Below are 19911 nucleotides of genomic sequence, written 5' to 3'. Positions count from 1 at the left end.
TAAAAGTATGACACCTGGCGGACAAGCTCAAATCGGTAATGTCGATCTCGTTAAACAGCTTAACAGCGCGGCGGTATATCGCCTGATTGACCAACACGGGCCAATCTCACGTATTCAGATAGCCGAACAAAGCCAGCTTGCTCCCGCCAGCGTGACAAAAATTACCCGCCAGCTCATTGAGCGCGGTTTGATCAAAGAAGTCGATCAGCAGGCCTCCACCGGGGGCCGCCGCGCTATCTCCATTATTACCGAAACCCGCAATTTTCAGGCAATTGGCGTCCGTCTGGGCCGTCATGACACCACGCTCACGCTGTACGATCTGAGCAGCAAAGCCATTGCGGAAGAGCACTATCCCCTTCCGGAACGCACCCAGGAGACGCTGGAGCATGCGCTGCTGAATACCATCGCGCAGTTTATTGAAAGCTGTCAGCGCAAGATCCGCGAACTCATCGCCATCTCGGTGATTCTGCCCGGTCTGGTCGACCCGGAAAGCGGCGTGATCCGCTATATGCCGCACATTCAGGTTGAAAACTGGGGGCTGGTCGACGCGCTGGAAAAGCGCTTTAAAGTGACCTGCTTTGTGGGCCATGACATTCGCTCTCTGGCGCTGGCAGAGCACTACTTTGGTGCGAGCCAGGACTGTGAAGACTCTATTCTGGTGCGCGTTCACCGCGGTACGGGCGCAGGCATTATCTCTAACGGCCGAATTTTTATTGGTCGCAACGGTAACGTCGGTGAGATCGGCCACATTCAGGTTGAACCGCTCGGGGAGCGCTGCCACTGCGGCAACTTTGGCTGCCTTGAAACCATTGCCGCCAACACCGCCATCGAGCAGCGCGTTCGCCATCTGCTTGAACAGGGGTACCAAAGCCGCGTCACGCTGGACGACTGCAAGATAGGCACCATCTGCAAAGCCGCTAATAAAGGCGACGCGCTGGCCTGTGAAGTGATCGAGCAGGTGGGGCGCCATCTGGGGAAAACCATCGCCATCGCCATTAACCTGTTTAACCCACAAAAAGTGGTGATCGCGGGTGAAATTGTGGAAGCGGAAAAGGTGCTGCTCCCCGCGATTGAAGGCTGTATTAACACCCAGGCGCTGAAAGCATTCCGCCAGAATCTTCCGGTGGTTCGTTCAAAGCTTGACCATCGTTCGGCGATTGGCGCGTTCGCGCTGGTCAAACGCGCCATGCTCAACGGAATTCTGCTGCAGCATTTGCTGGAAAGTTGATCGGACCTTATAGTAACGCCTTCTTTTTTTTAATGTCGGACTGTCCATGACCATTAAGAATGTAATTTGTGATATCGACGGCGTGCTGATGCACGACAACGTTGCCGTGCCGGGTGCTGCGGAGTTTCTTCACCGCATCATCGACAAAGGAATGCCTCTGGTTCTTCTCACGAACTACCCTTCTCAGACCGGTCAGGATCTGGCAAACCGCTTTGCCACGGCGGGGGTCGACGTCCCGGACAGCGTGTTTTATACCTCGGCGATGGCCACGGCGGATTTTCTGAAGCGTCAGGAAGGAAAAAAAGCCTATGTGGTCGGTGAAGGCGCGCTGATCCATGAGCTGTATAAAGCGGGCTTTACCATCACCGACGTCAACCCGGACTTTGTGATTGTGGGTGAAACGCGTTCCTACAACTGGGAGATGATGCATAAGGCATCCTTCTTTGTGGCTAACGGCGCGCGCTTTATTGCGACCAACCCGGATACCCACGGTCGCGGTTTTTATCCGGCCTGCGGCGCGCTGTGTGCCGGTATCGAGAAGATCTCCGGGCGCAAGCCGTTCTATGTCGGCAAGCCCAGCCCGTGGATCATTCGCGCCGCACTCAACAAGATGCAGGCCCACTCTGAAGAGACCGTGATTGTCGGCGACAACCTGCGCACCGATATTCTGGCCGGTTTCCAGGCAGGCCTGGAGACGATTCTGGTCCTGTCAGGCGTCTCTCAGCTTGATGACATTGACTCAATGCCGTTCCGCCCAAGCTGGATTTACCCCTCCGTCGATGAAATTGACATCATCTGATACCGAACCACGCCTCAGGGCGTGGTTTTTTATTTTCTCGCCTGCAAAACACGACCACATCTAACGAAAAAGCACTTTTATTGCATAATCTTCAACAAAATCGCTCATGGCATACGCGTTTTTCACCGATCCGCAACCACCATTGCACTATTTCCGTTTTCACCCGTAAAACGCTTGCGCGTCCTGTCCCTTTGCGGCATTTTCATAAGCAAGCAACATTACAAAGCAACAGGGTTAACGGAGAAGGTTATGTGTTCAATTTTTGGCGTACTGGATATTAAAACTGACGCGGGCGAACTGCGTAAAAAGGCACTCGAACTGTCCCGCCTGATGCGCCATCGCGGCCCGGACTGGTCCGGCGTTTACGCCAGTGACAAAGCAATTCTGGCTCACGAACGTCTGTCTATTGTTGACGTCAACGCCGGTGCACAGCCGCTGTATAACGAGAAAAAAACGCACGCGCTGGCTGTCAACGGTGAGATCTATAACCACCAGGCGCTGCGCGCCGAGTACGGCGACCGCTACGCGTTCCAGACCGGGTCCGACTGTGAAGTGATCCTGGCGCTGTATCAGGAGAAAGGTCCCGAGTTTCTGGACGACCTGCAGGGTATGTTTGCCTTCGCCCTGTACGACAGCGAAAAAGACGCCTACCTGATTGGCCGCGACCACATCGGTATTATCCCGCTGTACATGGGCCACGATGAACACGGCAACTTCTACGTTGCGTCTGAAATGAAAGCCCTGGTGCCGGTCTGCCGCACCATCAAAGAGTTCCCGGCAGGCAGTTACCTGTGGAGCAAAGACGGCGAGATCCGTCCGTACTACCAGCGCGACTGGTTCGACTACGACGCGGTAAAAGACAACGTGACGGACAAAGCCGAGCTGCGTCAGGCGCTGGAAGATTCCGTGAAAAGCCACCTGATGTCAGACGTACCTTACGGCGTGCTGCTCTCCGGCGGTCTGGACTCCTCCGTGATCTCTGCCATCACCAAGAAATTTGCGGCGCGTCGCGTGGAAGATCAGGAGCGCTCAGAAGCCTGGTGGCCACAGCTGCACTCCTTTGCCGTGGGCCTGGAAGGCGCGCCGGATCTGAAAGCCGCGCAGGAAGTGGCAAACCACCTCGGCACCGTGCACCATGAAATTCACTTCACCGTGCAGGAAGGCCTGGATGCGATCCGCGATGTGATCTATCACATTGAAACCTATGACGTAACGACAATTCGCGCCTCCACGCCGATGTACCTGATGTCGCGTAAGATCAAGGCGATGGGCATCAAAATGGTGCTCTCCGGTGAAGGTTCTGACGAAGTGTTTGGCGGCTACCTGTACTTCCACAAAGCGCCAAATGCCAAAGAACTGCACGAAGAGACCGTGCGTAAACTCCAGGCGCTGCATATGTTTGACTGCGCGCGTGCCAACAAAGCGATGTCGGCATGGGGTGTCGAAGCGCGTGTACCGTTCCTGGATAAGAAATTCCTCGACGTGGCGATGCGCATCAACCCGCAGGATAAAATGTGCGGCAACGGTAAAATGGAAAAACATATCCTGCGCGAATGTTTTGAATCCTACCTGCCGGCGAGCGTGGCATGGCGTCAGAAAGAGCAGTTCTCCGATGGCGTAGGCTACAGCTGGATCGACACCCTGAAAGAGGTGGCGGCGAAACAGGTTTCTGACCAACAGCTGGAAACCGCAAGCTTCCGCTTCCCGTACAACACGCCGGGCTCGAAAGAAGCGTACCTCTACCGTGAAATTTTTGAAGAACTGTTCCCGGTACCGAGCGCTGCGGAGTGTGTGCCGGGTGGTCCATCCGTCGCCTGCTCGTCTGCCAAAGCGATTGAATGGGATGAATCGTTCAAATCCATGAACGATCCGTCAGGACGTGCGGTAGGCGTTCACCAGTCAGCCTACAAATAATCACGCATTTCATCATCAGGCCCTGCAGGGCCTTTTTTTTTTTGCCCCGCTTTTGCACAGCTAAAACCGGTTAATAACCAATAATTGCCGAATATTCGGTCACGCTGTTCGCAACCTAACCAAACAGTCACATTCCGGCTATTTTCGTTGAAAAAGGTGTTGACGCTGCAAGGGTCTATACGCATAATGCGCCCCGCAACGCCGATAAGGTAACGCGAAAAAAAGATGGCTACGTAGCTCAGTTGGTTAGAGCACATCACTCATAATGATGGGGTCACAGGTTCGAATCCCGTCGTAGCCACCATCTTTTTTTGCGGGAGTGGCGAAATTGGTAGACGCACCAGATTTAGGTTCTGGCGCCGCAAGGTGTGCGAGTTCAAGTCTCGCCTCCCGCACCATTCCCGGGTAAGCGTTGCACGGATGGGGTATCGCCAAGCGGTAAGGCACCGGTTTTTGATACCGGCATTCCCTGGTTCGAATCCAGGTACCCCAGCCATATTTCTTCGATTTTGCGGTTCTCCGCGGTATTGGGGTATCGCCAAGCGGTAAGGCACCGGTTTTTGATACCGGCATTCCCTGGTTCGAATCCAGGTACCCCAGCCATCGAAGATTGCAGTACTGGCTACGTAGCTCAGTTGGTTAGAGCACATCACTCATAATGATGGGGTCACAGGTTCGAATCCCGTCGTAGCCACCAAATTGAGATTATCGATCGATTTCGGTAATGAGAAAAAATTGTTGGGGTATCGCCAAGCGGTAAGGCACCGGATTCTGATTCCGGCATTCCGAGGTTCGAATCCTCGTACCCCAGCCAATTTACAAAGTCGTTAAGCAGCTTGTTTAACGCAATTGGGGTGTCGCCAAGCGGTAAGGCTCTGGTTTCTGATACCAGCATTCCGGGGTTCGAATCCCTGCACCCCAGCCACTTAAAACAAAAAAGCCCGCTCTGCGGGCTTTTTTGTTTTTGTACAGAATTGTGCGGCCTGATGCCCTCACCCTGGCCCTCTCCCACGGGGAGAGGGAAAAAAGTTTAGAGTCCGAGAGCGTACTTCAGGGCCTGACGCTTCAGGCCACCGGCACGTTCCGCGGCCATCAGGCCTATGTTACGCAGAATACGCACTGGCGCTACGTCATTGCTGAACCCCGCATAGAACAGATCCATCCCCGACTGCATGATGAAGTTATCCGCCATACGTCGCGTCTGATAACGCTTCAGCACCTGATGGCTGGCCCAGTTTTCCGCGTGTCCGCGGGCGCTGCCCAGGACATCCAGCAGGGCATCGACGTCACGATATCCCAGGTTCACGCCCTGCCCGGCCAGCGGATGAATGGTGTGTGCCGCATCCCCCACCAGCGCTAAGCCTGCGCGGGCATACTGCAACGCATGACGGCGCGTGAGTGGGAACGCCCCGGCGGCGACCGGCGTGACGTGCCCCAGACGGCTCGGGAAGTGCAGCAGGATCTCGCGCTGCAGCTGTTCCATGTTCATCCCCTGCAGCTGACGAATGCGCGCCGGTTTGTCGTACCACACCAGCGACGCCCAGTTATCAAACAGCGGTAAAAAGGCATGCGGGCCGTTCGGCGTAAAGTGCTGCCAGGTGCTTTCACCCGGCGCATTCTCGCACTCGGCGGTAATCAGCATACAGGACTGTTCATACTGCCAGGCATGAACCCCGATCCCCGCCATCTGTCTGACCTGCGAGTTAGCGCCGTCCGCCCCGATGACCAGCTTCACGGCCAGCTCATCGCCGCTGTCGAGCGTCAGTAGATAGCCGCTCCCGTGAGGATGCAGCGCCTTAAGCGACGCAGGCACGCGCAGCGTCACCTTCGGATGCGCCTCCAGCGCCTGCCAGAGCGCCCGCTGGAGCACGTTGTTTTCCACCATATACCCCAGGCGCGGCAGCTTTAGCTCAGCGGCATCAAACGCGACGTGGGCATTTTCCCACTCCCAGGTTTCGAGGCGGCTGTAAGGGTGCGCGCGCATCGCCTGTACTGCCTCCCAGACGCCCAGCCCGCGCAGCAGATCGACGGATGCCGCGCTGATCGCAGAAATGCGCACGTCCGGTTTACTGGCGGGATCGTAGGCTGGCGGAGCCGCCTGTTCGATTACCGTTACCTCAAATCCCTGCTGTGCCAGCCCCAGCGCCAGCGCGCCGCCGACCATACCGCCGCCGACAACGGCAACTTCGGTGTGTTGGAGTGTCATGGTCAATTTTCCTTATTGGAGAATCCCTTAAGTTTACCGGATTTTTGCGGTCCTGAGACACATAACCTTCATACTGGTCACAACCCCACCAAAGCATTACAATACGCGGCTTGCAATCCTGAGCTGAGCAAGTCGATGACTAAAAAACTCCATATAAAAACCTGGGGCTGTCAGATGAACGAATACGATTCATCCAAGATGGCCGATCTGCTGGATACCACCCACGGATACCAGCTGACTGAAAATGCGAAAGAAGCCGATGTGCTGCTGCTGAACACCTGTTCAATTCGGGAAAAAGCGCAGGAAAAAGTCTTTCACGTGTTAGGCCGCTGGAAACTTCTCAAACGAAAAAATCCGGACCTGATCATCGGCGTGGGCGGCTGCGTCGCGTCGCAGGAAGGCAAGCTGATCCGCCAGAGAGCCCCGTATGTGGACATTGTCTTTGGCCCTCAGACCCTGCACCGTCTGCCTGAGATGATCAATCAGGTTCGCGGCAACCGTAGCCCGGTCGTTGACGTCAGCTTCCCGGAAATCGAAAAATTTGACCGTCTGCCGGAGCCGCGTGCCGATGGCCCGACCGCCTTCGTCTCCATCATGGAAGGCTGCAACAAATACTGCACGTACTGCGTGGTGCCGTACACCCGTGGTGAAGAGGTCAGCCGCCCGGCAGATGACATTCTGTTTGAAATCGCGCAGCTTGCCGCGCAGGGTGTGCGCGAAGTGAACCTGCTGGGCCAGAACGTTAACGCCTGGCGCGGTGAGAACTACGACGGCACGACCGGCAGCTTTGCTGAGCTGCTGCGTCTGGTGGCCGCGATTGACGGCATCGACCGCATTCGCTTTACCACCAGCCATCCGATGGAATTTACCGATGACATCATTGACGTTTATCGCGATACGCCAGAGCTGGTGAGCTTCCTGCACCTGCCGATTCAGTGTGGCTCTGACCGCGTGCTGAACCTGATGGGCCGTCCCCATACGGTGCTGGAGTACAAATCCACCATCCGTAAGCTGCGTGAAGCACGTCCGGATATCCAGATTAGCTCCGACTTTATCGTCGGGTTCCCCGGCGAAACCGCAGAAGACTTCGAGCGCACCATGAAGCTCATCGGCGAAGTGAACTTTGACGTCAGCTACAGCTTCATCTTCTCTGCGCGTCCAGGAACACCGGCGGCCGATATGGTTGACGATGTACCGGAAGAAGAGAAAAAGCAGCGCCTGTATATTCTGCAGGAGCGCATCAACCAGCAGGCTAACGCCTGGAGCCGCCGCATGCTCGGTACCGTACAGCGCATTCTGGTGGAAGGCACTTCCCGCAAGAGCATTATGGAACTCTCTGGTCGTACGGAAAATAACCGCGTGGTGAACTTTGAAGGCACCTCGGATATGATCGGTAAGTTTGTGGACGTCGAGATTGTCGAGGTGCTGACCAACTCGCTGCGCGCGAAAGTGGTCCGCACCGAAGACGAAATGGGCCTGCGTATTGCAGAGTCACCGGAATCCGTGATCTCGCGTACCCGCAAAGAAAACGATTCTGGCGTTGGGATTTACCAGCCATAATCCTTCAGGCCTGCCGCTTTGGCAGGCCTTGTATTTCCTCTCATCGCCCCCAATATCTTCCGCAACGCTTGCGCCTTTATTCTGTGGCGTGAATAATTTCGGTAATGACCGTTTTATTGCGCCGTGTGGCAGCGGGTCAGTTAATCAATCAAAGAGGAACAGTTTGAACATAGATACGCGTGAAATTAGCCTTGAGCCAGCAGACAACGCTCGCCTGCTGAGCCTGTGCGGGCCGTTTGATGACAACATCAAACAACTGGAGCGACGTCTGGGTATCGAAATCAATCGTCGCGATAATCATTTCAAACTCACCGGACGCCCTATCTGCGTCAACGCCGCTGCGGACATTCTGCGTAGCCTGTATGTCGACACCTCCCCCATGCGCGGCGAAATTCAGGATATCGAACCGGAGCAGATTCACCTCGCCATTAAAGAGGCGCGCGTGCTTGAGCAGAGCGCGGAGAGCGTGCCGGACTATGGCAAGGCAATCAACATTAAGACCAAGCGTGGCGTCATCAAGCCGCGTACGCCAAACCAGGCGCAGTATATCGCCAATATTCTCGACCACGACATCACCTTCGGCGTGGGGCCGGCGGGTACGGGTAAAACCTATCTGGCCGTTGCCGCGGCGGTCGATGCGCTGGAGCGTCAGGAAATCCGGCGTATCCTGCTGACCCGCCCTGCCGTTGAAGCCGGTGAAAAACTGGGCTTCCTGCCTGGCGATCTGAGCCAGAAGGTCGACCCGTATCTCCGTCCTTTATACGATGCGCTGTTCGAAATGCTGGGCTTTGAGAAGGTCGAGAAGCTCATTGAGCGTAACGTGATCGAAGTGGCCCCGCTCGCCTACATGCGCGGCCGTACGCTGAACGATGCGTTCATCATTCTCGATGAGAGCCAGAACACCACCATCGAACAGATGAAAATGTTCCTGACGCGTATTGGCTTTAACTCGAAAGCGGTGATTACCGGCGACGTCACGCAGATCGATCTGCCGCGCAGCACCAAATCGGGCCTGCGCCACGCCATCGAAGTGCTGGCCGAGGTCGATGAAATCAGCTTTAACTTCTTCCACAGTGAAGACGTGGTACGCCACCCGGTGGTCGCGCGTATCGTTAACGCTTATGAAGCCTGGGAAGAGGCAGATCAGAAGCGTAAGGCCGAACTGGCCGCAGAACGTAAGCGCGAAGCGCAGGAGCAAGAACAGAAATGAGTCAGGTGATCCTCGATTTACAGCTGGCCTGTGAAGACAATTCCGGCATGCCAGATGAGGCACAGTTTCAGAAATGGCTGGATGCCGTTATCCCCCAGTTTCAGGAAGAATCAGAAGTCACGATTCGCCTGGTGGATGAAGCAGAAAGCCATGAGCTTAACCTGACCTATCGCGGGAAAGATAAGCCGACCAACGTGCTCTCTTTCCCGTTCGAAGCCCCGCCTGGCATCGAGATGCCGCTGTTGGGCGATCTGATCATCTGCCGCCAGGTGGTTGAACAGGAAGCTAAAGAGCAGCAGAAACCCCTTGAAGCCCACTGGGCGCACATGGTGGTACACGGCAGCCTGCATCTGCTCGGCTACGATCATATTGAAGACGACGAAGCGGAAGAGATGGAGTCCCTCGAGACAGAGATAATGCTTGCTCTGGGCTATGAGGATCCGTACATTGCCGAGAAAGAATAGTCAGTCACCGGACTGACTCCCCTGCCGCCACGAAAGGACATCGCGTGGCGGTAAACATTGAACTAACAAGAGAACCCTTAACAAACGCCATGAGCGACGACAATTCACACAGTAGCGACACGACAACCAGTAAAAAGGGATTTTTCTCCCTCATTCTGAACCAGCTTTTCCACGGCGAACCGAAAAACCGTGATGAACTGCTGGAGCTGATTCGTGATTCCGGGCAAAACGACCTTATCGACGAAGATACGCGCGAAATGCTCGAAGGGGTTATGGACATCGCCGACCAGCGCGTTCGCGATATCATGATCCCCCGCTCGCAGATGATCACCCTGAAACGTAACCAGACGCTGGACGAGTGTCTCGATGTCATCATCGAATCCGCCCACTCGCGTTTCCCGGTCATCAGCGAAGACAAAGATCACATCGAAGGGATTTTGATGGCGAAAGATCTGCTGCCGTTTATGCGCAGCGATGCCGAAGCCTTCAGCATGGAAAAAGTGTTACGCCAGGCCGTGGTTGTGCCGGAAAGTAAACGTGTGGATCGGATGCTGAAAGAGTTTCGCTCTCAGCGTTACCACATGGCGATTGTTATTGATGAATTTGGTGGCGTCTCCGGTCTGGTCACGATCGAGGATATCCTTGAGCTGATCGTGGGCGAAATCGAAGATGAGTATGACGAAGAAGAGGATATCGACTTCCGTCAGCTCAGCCGCCACACCTGGACCGTGCGGGCGCTGGCCTCCATTGAGGACTTCAACGACGCCTTCGGGACCCACTTCAGCGATGAAGAGGTCGATACCATTGGCGGGCTGGTGATGCAGGCCTTTGGCCACCTCCCGGCGCGCGGAGAGACCGTTGACATCGACGGTTACCAGTTCAAAGTAGCCATGGCCGACAGCCGACGTATTATACAGGTTCACGTCAGAACGCCGGACGACTCACCGGTGCCAAAACTGGAAGATTAATGTAAATGGCATTTGCCCCATTGCTTGAACGCCAGCGCGTCCGTTTGCTGCTGGCGCTGTTAGTCGGAGCCAGCGGTACGCTGGCTTTTTCTCCTTACGACATCTGGCCTGCGGCCATTCTCTCTCTGATGGGGCTTCAGGGGTTGACCCTGAACCGTCGTCCGGTGCAGGCTGCCGCTATTGGCTACTTCTGGGGACTGGGGCTGTTTGGCTCAGGGATTAACTGGGTCTACGTCAGCATCGCCCAGTTTGGCGGTATGCCGGGCCCGGTAAACGTCTTCCTGGTGGTACTGCTCGCCGCGTATCTCTCGCTCTATACCGGTCTGTTCGCCGGCATCCTTTCTCGCCTGTGGCCCAAAACCACCTGGCTGCGCGTTGCCATTGCCGCGCCGGTGGTCTGGCAGATCACGGAATTCCTGCGCGGCTGGGTGCTGACCGGCTTCCCGTGGCTGCAGTTCGGCTACAGTCAGATTGACGGCCCGCTGAAAGGCATGGCGCCGGTCATGGGCGTTGAGGCCATTAACTTCCTGCTGATGGTCGTTAGCGGCCTGCTGGTATTAGCGCTGGTTTCACGATGCTGGAAACCGCTGGCTGTGGCGCTGGTGCTGTTCGCCCTGCCCTTCCCGCTGCGCTATATCCAGTGGTTCACGCCGGAGCCCGCGCGCGCCATGCAGGTCTCCATGGTGCAGGGGAATATCCCGCAGTCGATGAAGTGGGACGAGAAAGAGCTGCTGAATACGCTGAAGATCTACGCCAACGCCACCGAAGAGGTGATGGGTAAATCGCAGCTGATTATCTGGCCGGAGTCTGCTATTCCCGATCTGGAGATCAACCAGCAGCCGTTCCTCAACATGATGAACGACCTGCTGCTCTCGCGTGGCAGTACGCTGATCACCGGGATTGTCGATGCGCGTCTGAATCAGCAGAACCGCTACGACACCTACAACACCATCATTACGCTCGGCAAAGACAGCGAATACAGCTACCACTCCACCGATCGGTACAACAAGAACCACCTGGTGCCGTTTGGTGAATTTGTGCCGCTGGAGTCAATTCTTCGCCCGCTGGCCCCGTTCTTTGATCTGCCGATGTCCTCCTTCAGCCGCGGACCGTACGTTCAGCCTCAGCTGCACGCGCACGGCGCAGCCCTGACGGCGGCCATCTGCTACGAAATCATTCTCGGCGAGCAGGTGCGCGACAACTTCCGCCCGGATACGGACTATCTGCTGACCATCTCTAACGATGCCTGGTTTGGTAAATCAATCGGCCCGTGGCAGCACTTCCAGATGGCACGCATGCGCTCCCTGGAGCTGGCCCGTCCGCTGCTGCGCAGCACCAACAACGGCATCACCGCCGTGATTGGTCCGCAGGGTGAAATCCAGGCCATGATCCCGCAGTTCACCCGAGAAGTGCTGACCACCAACGTCACTCCTACCACCGGGCTGACGCCGTACGCCCGCACCGGCAACTGGCCGCTGTGGATCCTGACCGCGCTGTTCGGCTTTGGCGCGGTGCTGATGAGTCTGCGCCAGCGTCGTCGATAATCCCTCCTCTTCCTGCCGGGTGGCGCTGACGCTTACCCGGCCTACTGTTTCGCTTTTGTAGGTCGGGTAAGCGTCAGCGCCACCCGACAATTCCCTCCGGACTTCAATTCTGGCACGCCTATTGCTTTGTTTATTCAGTTAAACGCAGTTTGGCTTACTGTGCAACCTTGTCGCACCAGCGTAGATCATCGGTAGCACCGAAACGGTGCAACGGGAGATATTTGCCTCTGAATGGTGCGGCGTGCTTCGCAAAAATAAACAATAACGCAGCAAAATCTTTACATTAAGCCAGACTAAATGTTAACAAGCTTGCATAACACTGCACTCGCATTGCGCGAGATATAACAACATCACAATGGGTATCAATGCGTCGCTGGCGCTGATAAAAAAGGAGTTGGGTATGCAATTACGTAAACTGGCCACAGCAATGCTGGTTATGGGGATGTCCGCAGGCGTGGTTCACGCTGAAGACGCTCCGGCAGCAGGCAGCACTCTCGACAAGATTGCCAAAAACGGCGTTATCGTGGTCGGCCACCGTGAATCTTCTGTCCCGTTCTCTTACTACGACAACACGCAAAAAGTCGTGGGCTATTCACAGGATTACTCCAACGCCATCGTTGAAGCTGTGAAGAAAAAGCTGAACAAACCTGACCTGCAGGTGAAGCTGATCCCCATCACTTCACAGAACCGTATTCCGCTGCTGCAAAACGGCACCTTTGACTTCGAGTGTGGCTCCACCACCAACAACCTCGAGCGTCAGAAGCAAGCTGCCTTCTCCGACACCATCTTTGTTGTGGGCACCCGCCTGCTGACGAAGAAAGGCGGTGAGATCAAAGACTTCGCTGACCTGAAAGGGAAAGCGGTCGTTGTCACCTCCGGGACCACGTCTGAAGTGCTGCTGCACAAGCTGAACGACGAGAAGAAAATGGATATGCGCATCATCAGCGCGAAAGACCATGGCGACTCCTTCCGTACCCTGGAAAGCGGTCGTGCCGTCGCGTTTATGATGGACGACGCCCTGCTGGCAGGCGAGCGTGCGAAAGCGAAGAAACCAGACAACTGGGATATCGTCGGTACCGCGCAGTCAAAAGAAGCCTACGGCTGTATGCTGCGTAAAGACGATCCGCAGTTCAAAAAGCTGATCGATGACACCATCGCCCAGGTGCAGACCTCAGGCGAAGCGGAAAAATGGTTCGACAAATGGTTCAAGAACCCGATTCCACCAAAAAACCTGAACATGAATTTTGAACTGTCTGACGACATGAAAGCGCTGTTCAAATCTCCAAATGACAAGGCTCTTAACTAATTAGAACAACAGGGGCGGGATCTCCTGCCCTCTCGATTGTCGGGAAGCATGGACAGACTATACGTTGAGTGGTCGTTCCCCACTCAGCGCGAAAAATGAGCTTCTCACCAATCTTCGAGGGTAGCGCTGCTACCCTTTTTTTTCTGGAGTTTATTATGTCAATCGACTGGAACTGGGGCATATTCCTGCAACAAGCCCCGTTCGGCAACACCACCTATCTTGGCTGGCTGTGGAGCGGCTTTCAGGTCACCGTGGCATTATCGATAACGGCGTGGATCATCGCGTTTCTTGTCGGTTCTCTGTTCGGTATTCTGCGCACCGTCCCTAACCGTTTTCTTTCAACACTCGGCACCCTGTACGTGGAACTGTTCCGTAACGTTCCGCTGATCGTGCAGTTCTTTACCTGGTATCTGGTTATCCCGGAACTGCTGCCGGAAAATATTGGCATGTGGTTCAAGTCGGAACTGGATCCGAATGTGCAGTTCTTTGTCTCCTCCATGATGTGTCTGGGGCTGTTTACCGCTGCGCGCGTTTGTGAGCAGGTGCGTGCCGCCATTCAGTCATTACCCCGCGGACAAAAAAATGCGGGTCTGGCGATGGGGTTAACCCTGCCACAGACCTACCGCTACGTGCTGCTGCCTAACGCCTACCGCGTCATCGTTCCGCCGATGACCTCCGAGATGATGAACCTGGTGAAAAACTCGGCCATCGCCTCGACCATCGGCCTGGTCGATATGGCCGCGCAGGCGGGCAAGCTGCTGGATTACTCCGCTCACGCGTGGGAATCCTTCACCGCGATCACGCTCGCCTACGTTCTGATTAACGCTTTCATCATGCTGGTGATGAACCTGGTTGAACGCAAAATTCGCCTGCCGGGCAACATGGGGGGCAAATAATGTACGAATTTGACTGGAGTTCTATCGTTCCATCCATGCCTTACCTGCTTGATGGACTGATGATTACCTTAAAAATCACCGTCATTGCCATTATCGTCGGTATCGTCTGGGGCACCCTGCTGGCCGTCATGCGCCTGTCGAGCTTTAAGCCGCTCGCCTGGTTTGCGACCGCCTACGTTAACGTGTTCCGTTCCATCCCGCTGGTAATGGTGCTGCTGTGGTTTTACCTGATCGTGCCCGGCTTCCTGCAAAACGTGCTGGGGCTGTCGCCAAAAACCGACATCCGTCTGATCTCGGCGATGGTGGCGTTCTCAATGTTTGAGGCCGCTTACTACTCGGAGATTATCCGTGCAGGCATTCAGAGTATCTCCCGCGGGCAATCCAGCGCCGCGCTGGCGCTGGGGATGACGCACTGGCAGTCCATGCAGCTCATTATTCTGCCGCAGGCGTTTCGCGCCATGGTTCCGCTCCTGCTGACCCAGGGAATTGTGCTGTTCCAGGATACGTCCCTGGTCTACGTGCTGAGCCTGGCAGACTTCTTCCGTACCGCGTCCACCATCGGTGAGCGTGATGGTACGCAGGTTGAGATGGTGCTCTTTGCGGGAGCGGTCTATTTTGTGATTAGTTTAAGCGCGTCGCTGTTGGTCAGCTGGCTGAAGAAAAGGACGGTACAATGATTTCCCTGAAAAATGTTTCGAAATGGTATGGGCACTTTCAGGTGCTGACCGACTGCTCCACCGAAGTGAAAAAAGGCGACGTGGTAGTGGTGTGCGGACCGTCCGGTTCCGGTAAATCGACGCTGATCAAAACCGTTAACGGACTGGAGCCGGTCCAGCAGGGTGAGATCGTCGTCAACGGCACCAAAGTCAACGACAAGAAAACCAATCTTGCCCAGCTTCGCTCTCACGTTGGTATGGTGTTCCAGCATTTTGAGCTGTTCCCTCACCTCTCCATTATTGAGAACCTGACGCTGGCCCAGGTGAAAGTGCTCAAGCGTGATAAAAAAGCGTCGCGCGAGAAAGGCCTGAAGCTCCTGGAACGCGTTGGCCTCTCTGCGCATGCCGATAAGTTCCCGGCGCAGCTTTCCGGCGGCCAACAGCAGCGTGTGGCGATCGCCCGCGCGCTGTGCATGGATCCGGTTGCCATGCTGTTTGATGAGCCCACGTCGGCGCTCGATCCGGAGATGATCAACGAAGTGCTGGACGTAATGGTCGAACTGGCGCACGAAGGGATGACCATGATGGTGGTGACCCACGAAATGGGCTTCGCCCGCAAGGTGGCCAACCGCGTGATCTTCATGGACGAAGGGAAAATTGTCGAAGATTCCCCGAAAGAGGAGTTCTTCGCCAACCCGAAATCGGAACGTGCGAAAGATTTCCTCGCGAAAATCCTGCACTAACCTTCTCAGTGCGCAATCTGCGGATTGCGCACTGCCTCACGCTTTCGCTCACTTCTTCTCGTCGGTGCCCCATTGCAGCGTTAACCTTGTCACAAAATAACGCTATGAATGGAGAACGCTATGGCACAACCTATAATTTTCGATTGCGACCCGGGTCATGATGACGCGATCGCGCTCGTCCTTGCACTTGCCTCCCCCGAGCTCGACGTCAAAGCCGTCACCTCTTCTGCCGGAAACCAGACGCCGGATAAAACCCTGCGTAACGTTTTGCGCATGCTGACGCTGCTCAAGCGCACGGATATTCCTGTCGCCGGCGGCGCCCTCAAGCCCCTGATGCGTGAATTAATTATTGCGGATAACGTGCATGGCGAAAGCGGGCTGGACGGTCCGGCGCTGCCGGAACCTGGCTTCACGCCGCAAAGCTGCACCGCCGTGGAGCTGATGGCAAAGGTGCTGCGCGAGAGCGCGGAACCCGTCACTCTGGTGGCAACGGGACCGCAAACCAACGTCGCGCTGCTGCTGAACAGCCATCCTGAACTGCACAGCAAAATCGCTCGTATCGTCATCATGGGCGGGGCTATGGGCCTGGGAAACTGGACGCCTTCCGCAGAGTTCAACATTTTTGTCGACCCGGAAGCAGCGGAGATCGTCTTCCAGTCGGGCCTGCCAGTTGTGATGGCAGGGCTGGACGTGACGCATCGCGCGCAGATTATGGCAGACGACATTGAGCGCTTCCGCTCCGTGGGCAATCCGGTCGCGACAACCGTGGCTGAGCTGCTCGACTTCTTTATGGAGTATCACAAAGCCGAGAAATGGGGATTCCACGGCGCGCCGCTGCACGATCCGTGCACCATTGCCTGGCTGTTAAAACCGGAGATGTTTACCACCGTCCACAGGTGGGTTGGCGTCGAAACGCAGGGGAAATACACCCAGGGGATGACGGTGGTGGACTACTACTCGCTGACGGGGAATAAACCGAATACCACGGTGATGGTGGATATTGACCGTGAGGCGTTTGTGGATTTGCTGGCGGAGAGACTGGCTTACTATAGTGCGTAGTGCGGCCTGATGCCCTCACCCCGGCCCTCTCCCACGGGGAGAGGGCGCAAACCTGCGCTTTTACCTAAGGTTCAAACGGCCGACGCTGGAACTGATCGTGGCCGCATTTCGGACACAGCGACAGGACCTCCGGCGTATACACTGCAATATGATGGTGGCAATTCTCGCACACCAGATTTCCCAGCCCGACCACTTCACCGCTGTGGTACACACCGTGGTGGTTTAAATCCTGAAAGACTTCACGCCACTCCAGCTGCGTTTTATCGGTGATATCGGCCAGCTCCTGCCACAGGCTCTCTTTAATCACCCGCATGAAAACGCTGTCCGTGACCTCCTCCTGACTCTCCTGGTAGCTGCGCACGAACTCTTCCAGATCGCGACGCACGGCGCGGGTCACCTCTTCCACTTCGGTTCGCGTTAACTCACCCGTTTGCGACACGCGGGCACGCGCCTGCTCCACCAACGCGTCGATATCACGCTCGCCGTTACGCAGCCGTTCCGTCAGTGTCGCCACCAGTTCGCGGTAAAATTGAGCAACCTTGTTCATCATTTTGCCTCCCGGATAAGTAACTATTTCTAATAATAGACCTTATTTCAGCGCCGCTTTGTCAGGTGAAGCACAGACCCGGTAAATTCCTGCAAAGCGCATTTGTGCGAAAGGCTGTTTTGACGCGGGCGTTTGGGCTATGCTATGCGGATCTGAATTACCACATCCATTGGCTACATTTGTAGCTGTATTGAACACAGGACCACTGGCTGCCATGCAAGAGCAATACCGCCCGGAAGAGATAGAATCAAAAGTCCAGCAACACTGGGACGAGAAGCGCACCTTTGAAGTAACCGAAGACGAGAGCAAAGAGAAGTATTACTGCCTGTCGATGCTTCCCTATCCTTCTGGTCGACTACACATGGGCCACGTGCGTAACTACACCATCGGTGATGTGATTGCGCGCTACCAGCGCATGCTGGGCAAAAACGTTCTGCAACCCATCGGTTGGGATGCGTTCGGTCTGCCTGCGGAAGGCGCGGCGGTCAAAAACAATACGGCGCCGGCACCGTGGACGTACGACAACATCGCGTACATGAAAAACCAGCTCAAAATGCTGGGCTTTGGCTATGACTGGAGCCGCGAGCTGGCAACCTGTACCCCGGAATACTACCGCTGGGAACAGAAATTCTTCACTGAGCTGTACAAAAAAGGCCTGGTGTACAAGAAGACCTCTGCCGTTAACTGGTGCCCGAATGACCAGACCGTTCTCGCGAACGAACAGGTTATCGATGGCTGCTGCTGGCGCTGTGATACTAAAGTAGAGCGTAAAGAGATCCCGCAGTGGTTTATTAAAATCACCGCTTACGCTGATGAGCTGCTGAACGATCTGGATAATCTGGACCACTGGCCAGATACCGTTAAGACCATGCAGCGCAACTGGATCGGCCGTTCTGAAGGCGTGGAAATTACCTTCAACGTTGAGAACTACGACCAGACCCTGACCGTCTACACCACCCGTCCGGACACCTTCATGGGCGCGACCTACCTGGCCGTGGCCGCAGGTCACCCGCTGGCGCAGAAAGCGGCAGAGAACAATCCCGAACTGGCTACCTTCATCGACGAGTGCCGCAACACGAAAGTGGCAGAAGCCGATATGGCAACGATGGAGAAAAAAGGGGTTGATACCGGCTTTAAGGCCATTCACCCACTGACGGGCGAAGCGATCCCTGTCTGGGCCGCCAACTTCGTACTGATGGAATACGGCACAGGCGCCGTGATGGCTGTTCCGGGTCACGACCAGCGCGACTATGAATTTGCCACTAAATATGGCCTGACCATCAAGCCTGTTATTCTGACGGCTGACGGTTCTGAACCAGACCTGTCCGAACAAGCGCTGACCGAAAAAGGGACCTTGTTCAACTCCGGCGAGTTCAACGGTCTGAGCTTCGAAGAGGGCTTCAACGCTATCGCCGACAAGCTGGCCTCCCTTGGCGTGGGCGAGCGTAAAGTTAACTTCCGTCTGCGCGACTGGGGCGTTTCCCGTCAGCGTTACTGGGGTGCGCCAATTCCAATGGTGACGCTGGAAGATGGCACCGTGATGCCAACGCCAGAAGATCAGCTCCCGGTGATCCTGCCGGAAGACGTGGTCATGGACGGCATCACCAGCCCGATCAAAGCCGATCCCGAGTGGGCAAAAACCACCGTCAACGGCCAGCCTGCGCTGCGTGAAACCGACACCTTCGATACCTTTATGGAATCCTCCTGGTACTACGCGCGCTACACCTGCCCGCAGTACCAGGACGGTATGCTTGATTCCGATGCGGCAAACTACTGGCTGCCGGTAGACATCTACATCGGTGGTATCGAACACGCCATCATGCACCTGCTCTACTTCCGCTTCTTCCACAAGCTGATGCGCGATGCGGGCATGGTGAACTCTGACGAACCTGCAAAACAGCTGCTGTGCCAGGGCATGGTGCTGGCGGATGCCTTCTATTACGTCGGGGCAAACGGCGAGCGTAACTGGGTATCTCCGGTTGACGCGATCGTTGAGCGCGACGAGAAGGGCCGTATCGTGAAGGCGAAAGACGCTGAAGGTCACGAGCTGGTCTACACCGGCATGAGCAAAATGTCCAAGTCGAAAAACAACGGTATCGACCCGCAGGTGATGGTTGAGCGTTATGGTGCGGATACCGTGCGTCTGTTCATGATGTTTGCCTCTCCGGCAGACATGACGCTGGAATGGCAGGAGTCTGGCGTGGAAGGCGCAAACCGCTTCCTGAAACGCGTCTGGAAGCTGGTTTACGAGCACACCTCACTGGGCGATGCCCCGGCGCTGAACGCTGCTGCCCTGACTGAAGATCAGCAGGCGCTGCGTCGTGACGTTCATAAAACCATTGCGAAAGTGACCGATGATATTGGTCGTCGTCAGACCTTCAATACCGCAATTGCGGCTATTATGGAACTGATGAACAAGCTGGCGAAAGCCCCGCAGGACGGCGAGCAGGATCGTGCCTTAATGCGTGAAGCGCTGCTGGCCGTCGTTCGCATGCTGAACCCGTTCACGCCGCACGTTAGCTTTACCCTGTGGCAGGAGCTGAAAGGCGAAGGCGATATCGACAACGCGCCGTGGCCGCAGGCTGACGAAGCCGCGATGGTGGAAAACACCACGCTGGTCGTGGTCCAGGTGAACGGTAAAGTCCGCGGTAAAATTACCGTGGCGGTCGATGCAACCGAAGAACAGGTTCGCGAGCGCGCGGGCCAGGAACCACTGGTCGCTAAATATCTTGAGGGCGTTACCGTACGTAAAGTGATCTACGTACCTGGTAAACTGCTGAATCTGGTCGTTGGCTAAGCGCGGGAGGAAAC

Annotated in this window: 17 protein-coding genes and 7 tRNA genes; 21 read left to right on the top strand and 3 right to left on the bottom strand. The window is 55.8% G+C overall.

All coding sequences use genetic code 11. From position 1 onward, the window contains the following. Positions 1-7: 7 nt before the first annotated feature. From nagC to asnB, 3 genes are all read left to right on the top strand, one after another. On the top strand, positions 8-1228 hold the full coding sequence (gene nagC / locus ACOTXF_RS07560) for a DNA-binding transcriptional regulator NagC (protein WP_021242995.1): 1221 nt from the start codon (positions 8-10) through the stop codon (positions 1226-1228). A 46-nt stretch (positions 1229-1274) separates the two neighbouring features. After that, positions 1275-2027: a ribonucleotide monophosphatase NagD gene (gene nagD / locus ACOTXF_RS07555; protein ID WP_008501057.1), complete on the top strand. Its 753-nt coding sequence runs from the start codon at positions 1275-1277 to the stop codon at positions 2025-2027. A gap of 249 nt (positions 2028-2276) precedes the next feature. Then, positions 2277-3941 carry an asparagine synthase B gene (gene asnB / locus ACOTXF_RS07550; protein ID WP_021242994.1) on the top strand — a complete coding sequence of 555 codons (1665 nt, stop codon included), beginning with the start codon at positions 2277-2279 and terminating at the stop codon, positions 3939-3941. Here the strand turns inward: asnB and ACOTXF_RS07545 are convergent. Continuing rightward, the gene (locus tag ACOTXF_RS07545) at positions 3932-4126 is read right to left on the bottom strand and encodes a hypothetical protein (RefSeq protein ID WP_232926738.1); all 195 of its coding nucleotides are present in this window, start codon (positions 4124-4126) and stop codon (positions 3932-3934) included. The two genes, asnB and ACOTXF_RS07545, sit on opposite strands and share 10 nt — an antisense overlap. A gap of 42 nt (positions 4127-4168) precedes the next feature. Here ACOTXF_RS07545 and ACOTXF_RS07540 point away from each other — a divergent pair. From ACOTXF_RS07540 to ACOTXF_RS07510, 7 genes are all read left to right on the top strand, one after another. Next, positions 4169-4245 (top strand) — tRNA-Met (locus ACOTXF_RS07540). Positions 4246-4254: 9 nt separating this feature from the next. Continuing rightward, a tRNA-Leu gene (locus tag ACOTXF_RS07535) sits at positions 4255-4339 on the top strand. A gap of 23 nt (positions 4340-4362) precedes the next feature. After that, positions 4363-4437, top strand: a tRNA-Gln gene (locus ACOTXF_RS07530). A gap of 32 nt (positions 4438-4469) precedes the next feature. Continuing rightward, a tRNA-Gln gene (locus tag ACOTXF_RS07525) sits at positions 4470-4544 on the top strand. A gap of 17 nt (positions 4545-4561) precedes the next feature. Beyond that, a tRNA-Met gene (locus tag ACOTXF_RS07520) sits at positions 4562-4638 on the top strand. A 42-nt stretch (positions 4639-4680) separates the two neighbouring features. Beyond that, positions 4681-4755: transfer RNA gene (locus ACOTXF_RS07515), tRNA-Gln, on the top strand. A 36-nt stretch (positions 4756-4791) separates the two neighbouring features. Further along, positions 4792-4866 (top strand) — tRNA-Gln (locus ACOTXF_RS07510). 105 nt (positions 4867-4971) lie between these two features. On the opposite strand, the gene ubiF is transcribed toward ACOTXF_RS07510, so the two are convergent. After that, positions 4972-6147, bottom strand: a complete 1176-nt coding sequence (gene ubiF / locus ACOTXF_RS07505; protein ID WP_047745909.1) for a 3-demethoxyubiquinol 3-hydroxylase — start codon at positions 6145-6147, stop codon at positions 4972-4974. Positions 6148-6282: 135 nt separating this feature from the next. On the opposite strand from ubiF, the gene miaB reads away from it, so the two are divergent. The 10 genes from miaB to rihA all read left to right on the top strand — a co-directional run bounded on the left by miaB (position 6283) and on the right by rihA (position 16553). Further along, positions 6283-7707, top strand: a complete 1425-nt coding sequence (miaB, locus tag ACOTXF_RS07500) for a tRNA (N6-isopentenyl adenosine(37)-C2)-methylthiotransferase MiaB (RefSeq protein WP_232926739.1) — start codon at positions 6283-6285, stop codon at positions 7705-7707. Between the two features lie 163 nt (positions 7708-7870). Further along, positions 7871-8917, top strand: coding sequence for a PhoH family protein (locus ACOTXF_RS07495; RefSeq protein WP_008501053.1), 1047 nt, complete (start codon positions 7871-7873; stop codon positions 8915-8917). Then, the gene (ybeY, locus tag ACOTXF_RS07490) at positions 8914-9381 is read left to right on the top strand and encodes an rRNA maturation RNase YbeY (protein ID WP_008501052.1); all 468 of its coding nucleotides are present in this window, start codon (positions 8914-8916) and stop codon (positions 9379-9381) included. Before ACOTXF_RS07495 ends, ybeY begins: the two co-directional genes overlap by 4 nt. Positions 9382-9470: 89 nt before the next feature. Beyond that, on the top strand, positions 9471-10349 hold the full coding sequence (gene corC, locus ACOTXF_RS07485; RefSeq protein WP_021242574.1) for a CNNM family magnesium/cobalt transport protein CorC: 879 nt from the start codon (positions 9471-9473) through the stop codon (positions 10347-10349). Between the two features lie 5 nt (positions 10350-10354). After that, complete coding sequence (gene lnt / locus ACOTXF_RS07480; protein ID WP_048962005.1) at positions 10355-11893, top strand: apolipoprotein N-acyltransferase; 1539 nt, start codon at positions 10355-10357, stop codon at positions 11891-11893. Between the two features lie 400 nt (positions 11894-12293). Then, on the top strand, positions 12294-13199 hold the full coding sequence (locus ACOTXF_RS07475) for an amino acid ABC transporter substrate-binding protein (RefSeq protein WP_008501049.1): 906 nt from the start codon (positions 12294-12296) through the stop codon (positions 13197-13199). 155 nt (positions 13200-13354) lie between these two features. Further along, positions 13355-14095, top strand: a complete 741-nt coding sequence (gene gltJ, locus ACOTXF_RS07470; RefSeq protein WP_008501048.1) for a glutamate/aspartate ABC transporter permease GltJ — start codon at positions 13355-13357, stop codon at positions 14093-14095. Next, positions 14095-14772 (top strand): glutamate/aspartate ABC transporter permease GltK, encoded by a 678-nt coding sequence (gltK, locus tag ACOTXF_RS07465; RefSeq protein WP_008501047.1) that lies wholly within the window; start codon positions 14095-14097, stop codon positions 14770-14772. The genes gltJ and gltK overlap by 1 nt, the downstream gene beginning before the upstream one ends. Beyond that, positions 14769-15494 carry an amino acid ABC transporter ATP-binding protein gene (locus ACOTXF_RS07460; RefSeq protein ID WP_014883001.1) on the top strand — a complete coding sequence of 242 codons (726 nt, stop codon included), beginning with the start codon at positions 14769-14771 and terminating at the stop codon, positions 15492-15494. Before gltK ends, ACOTXF_RS07460 begins: the two co-directional genes overlap by 4 nt. A gap of 120 nt (positions 15495-15614) precedes the next feature. Beyond that, positions 15615-16553, top strand: a complete 939-nt coding sequence (gene rihA, locus ACOTXF_RS07455; protein ID WP_008501045.1) for a pyrimidine-specific ribonucleoside hydrolase RihA — start codon at positions 15615-15617, stop codon at positions 16551-16553. Between the two features lie 64 nt (positions 16554-16617). On the opposite strand, the gene ACOTXF_RS07450 is transcribed toward rihA, so the two are convergent. Next, positions 16618-17100, bottom strand: a complete 483-nt coding sequence (locus ACOTXF_RS07450; RefSeq protein ID WP_047745918.1) for a zinc ribbon-containing protein — start codon at positions 17098-17100, stop codon at positions 16618-16620. Positions 17101-17314: 214 nt separating this feature from the next. Here ACOTXF_RS07450 and leuS point away from each other — a divergent pair, with 214 nt between their 5' ends. After that, positions 17315-19897 (top strand): leucine--tRNA ligase, encoded by a 2583-nt coding sequence (gene leuS, locus ACOTXF_RS07445; protein WP_047745902.1) that lies wholly within the window; start codon positions 17315-17317, stop codon positions 19895-19897. The last annotated feature ends 14 nt before the right edge of the window (positions 19898-19911 follow it).

The sequence above is a fragment of the Enterobacter cloacae complex sp. IR53041 genome, assembly GCF_049238285.1.
GTDB classification, from domain to species: domain Bacteria; phylum Pseudomonadota; class Gammaproteobacteria; order Enterobacterales; family Enterobacteriaceae; genus Enterobacter; species Enterobacter roggenkampii.
Note: the sequence above shows the minus strand (reverse complement) of the source record. Positions and strands in the feature narration are given on the sequence as shown.

Coding starts and splice junctions, on each gene's coding strand:
- gltK (WP_008501047.1), top strand. CDS start 14,095: ATGTACGAATTTGACTGGAGTTCTATCGTTCCATCCATGCCTTACCTG.
- gltJ (WP_008501048.1), top strand. CDS start 13,355: ATGTCAATCGACTGGAACTGGGGCATATTCCTGCAACAAGCCCCGTTC.
- ybeY (WP_008501052.1), top strand. CDS start 8,914: ATGAGTCAGGTGATCCTCGATTTACAGCTGGCCTGTGAAGACAATTCC.
- ACOTXF_RS07450 (WP_047745918.1), bottom strand. CDS start 17,100: ATGAACAAGGTTGCTCAATTTTACCGCGAACTGGTGGCGACACTGACG.
- nagC (WP_021242995.1), top strand. CDS start 8: ATGACACCTGGCGGACAAGCTCAAATCGGTAATGTCGATCTCGTTAAA.
- ACOTXF_RS07475 (WP_008501049.1), top strand. CDS start 12,294: ATGCAATTACGTAAACTGGCCACAGCAATGCTGGTTATGGGGATGTCC.
- corC (WP_021242574.1), top strand. CDS start 9,471: ATGAGCGACGACAATTCACACAGTAGCGACACGACAACCAGTAAAAAG.
- ubiF (WP_047745909.1), bottom strand. CDS start 6,147: ATGACACTCCAACACACCGAAGTTGCCGTTGTCGGCGGCGGTATGGTC.
- nagD (WP_008501057.1), top strand. CDS start 1,275: ATGACCATTAAGAATGTAATTTGTGATATCGACGGCGTGCTGATGCAC.
- lnt (WP_048962005.1), top strand. CDS start 10,355: ATGGCATTTGCCCCATTGCTTGAACGCCAGCGCGTCCGTTTGCTGCTG.
- ACOTXF_RS07460 (WP_014883001.1), top strand. CDS start 14,769: ATGATTTCCCTGAAAAATGTTTCGAAATGGTATGGGCACTTTCAGGTG.
- rihA (WP_008501045.1), top strand. CDS start 15,615: ATGGCACAACCTATAATTTTCGATTGCGACCCGGGTCATGATGACGCG.
- leuS (WP_047745902.1), top strand. CDS start 17,315: ATGCAAGAGCAATACCGCCCGGAAGAGATAGAATCAAAAGTCCAGCAA.
- miaB (WP_232926739.1), top strand. CDS start 6,283: ATGACTAAAAAACTCCATATAAAAACCTGGGGCTGTCAGATGAACGAA.
- ACOTXF_RS07545 (WP_232926738.1), bottom strand. CDS start 4,126: ATGCGTATAGACCCTTGCAGCGTCAACACCTTTTTCAACGAAAATAGC.
- asnB (WP_021242994.1), top strand. CDS start 2,277: ATGTGTTCAATTTTTGGCGTACTGGATATTAAAACTGACGCGGGCGAA.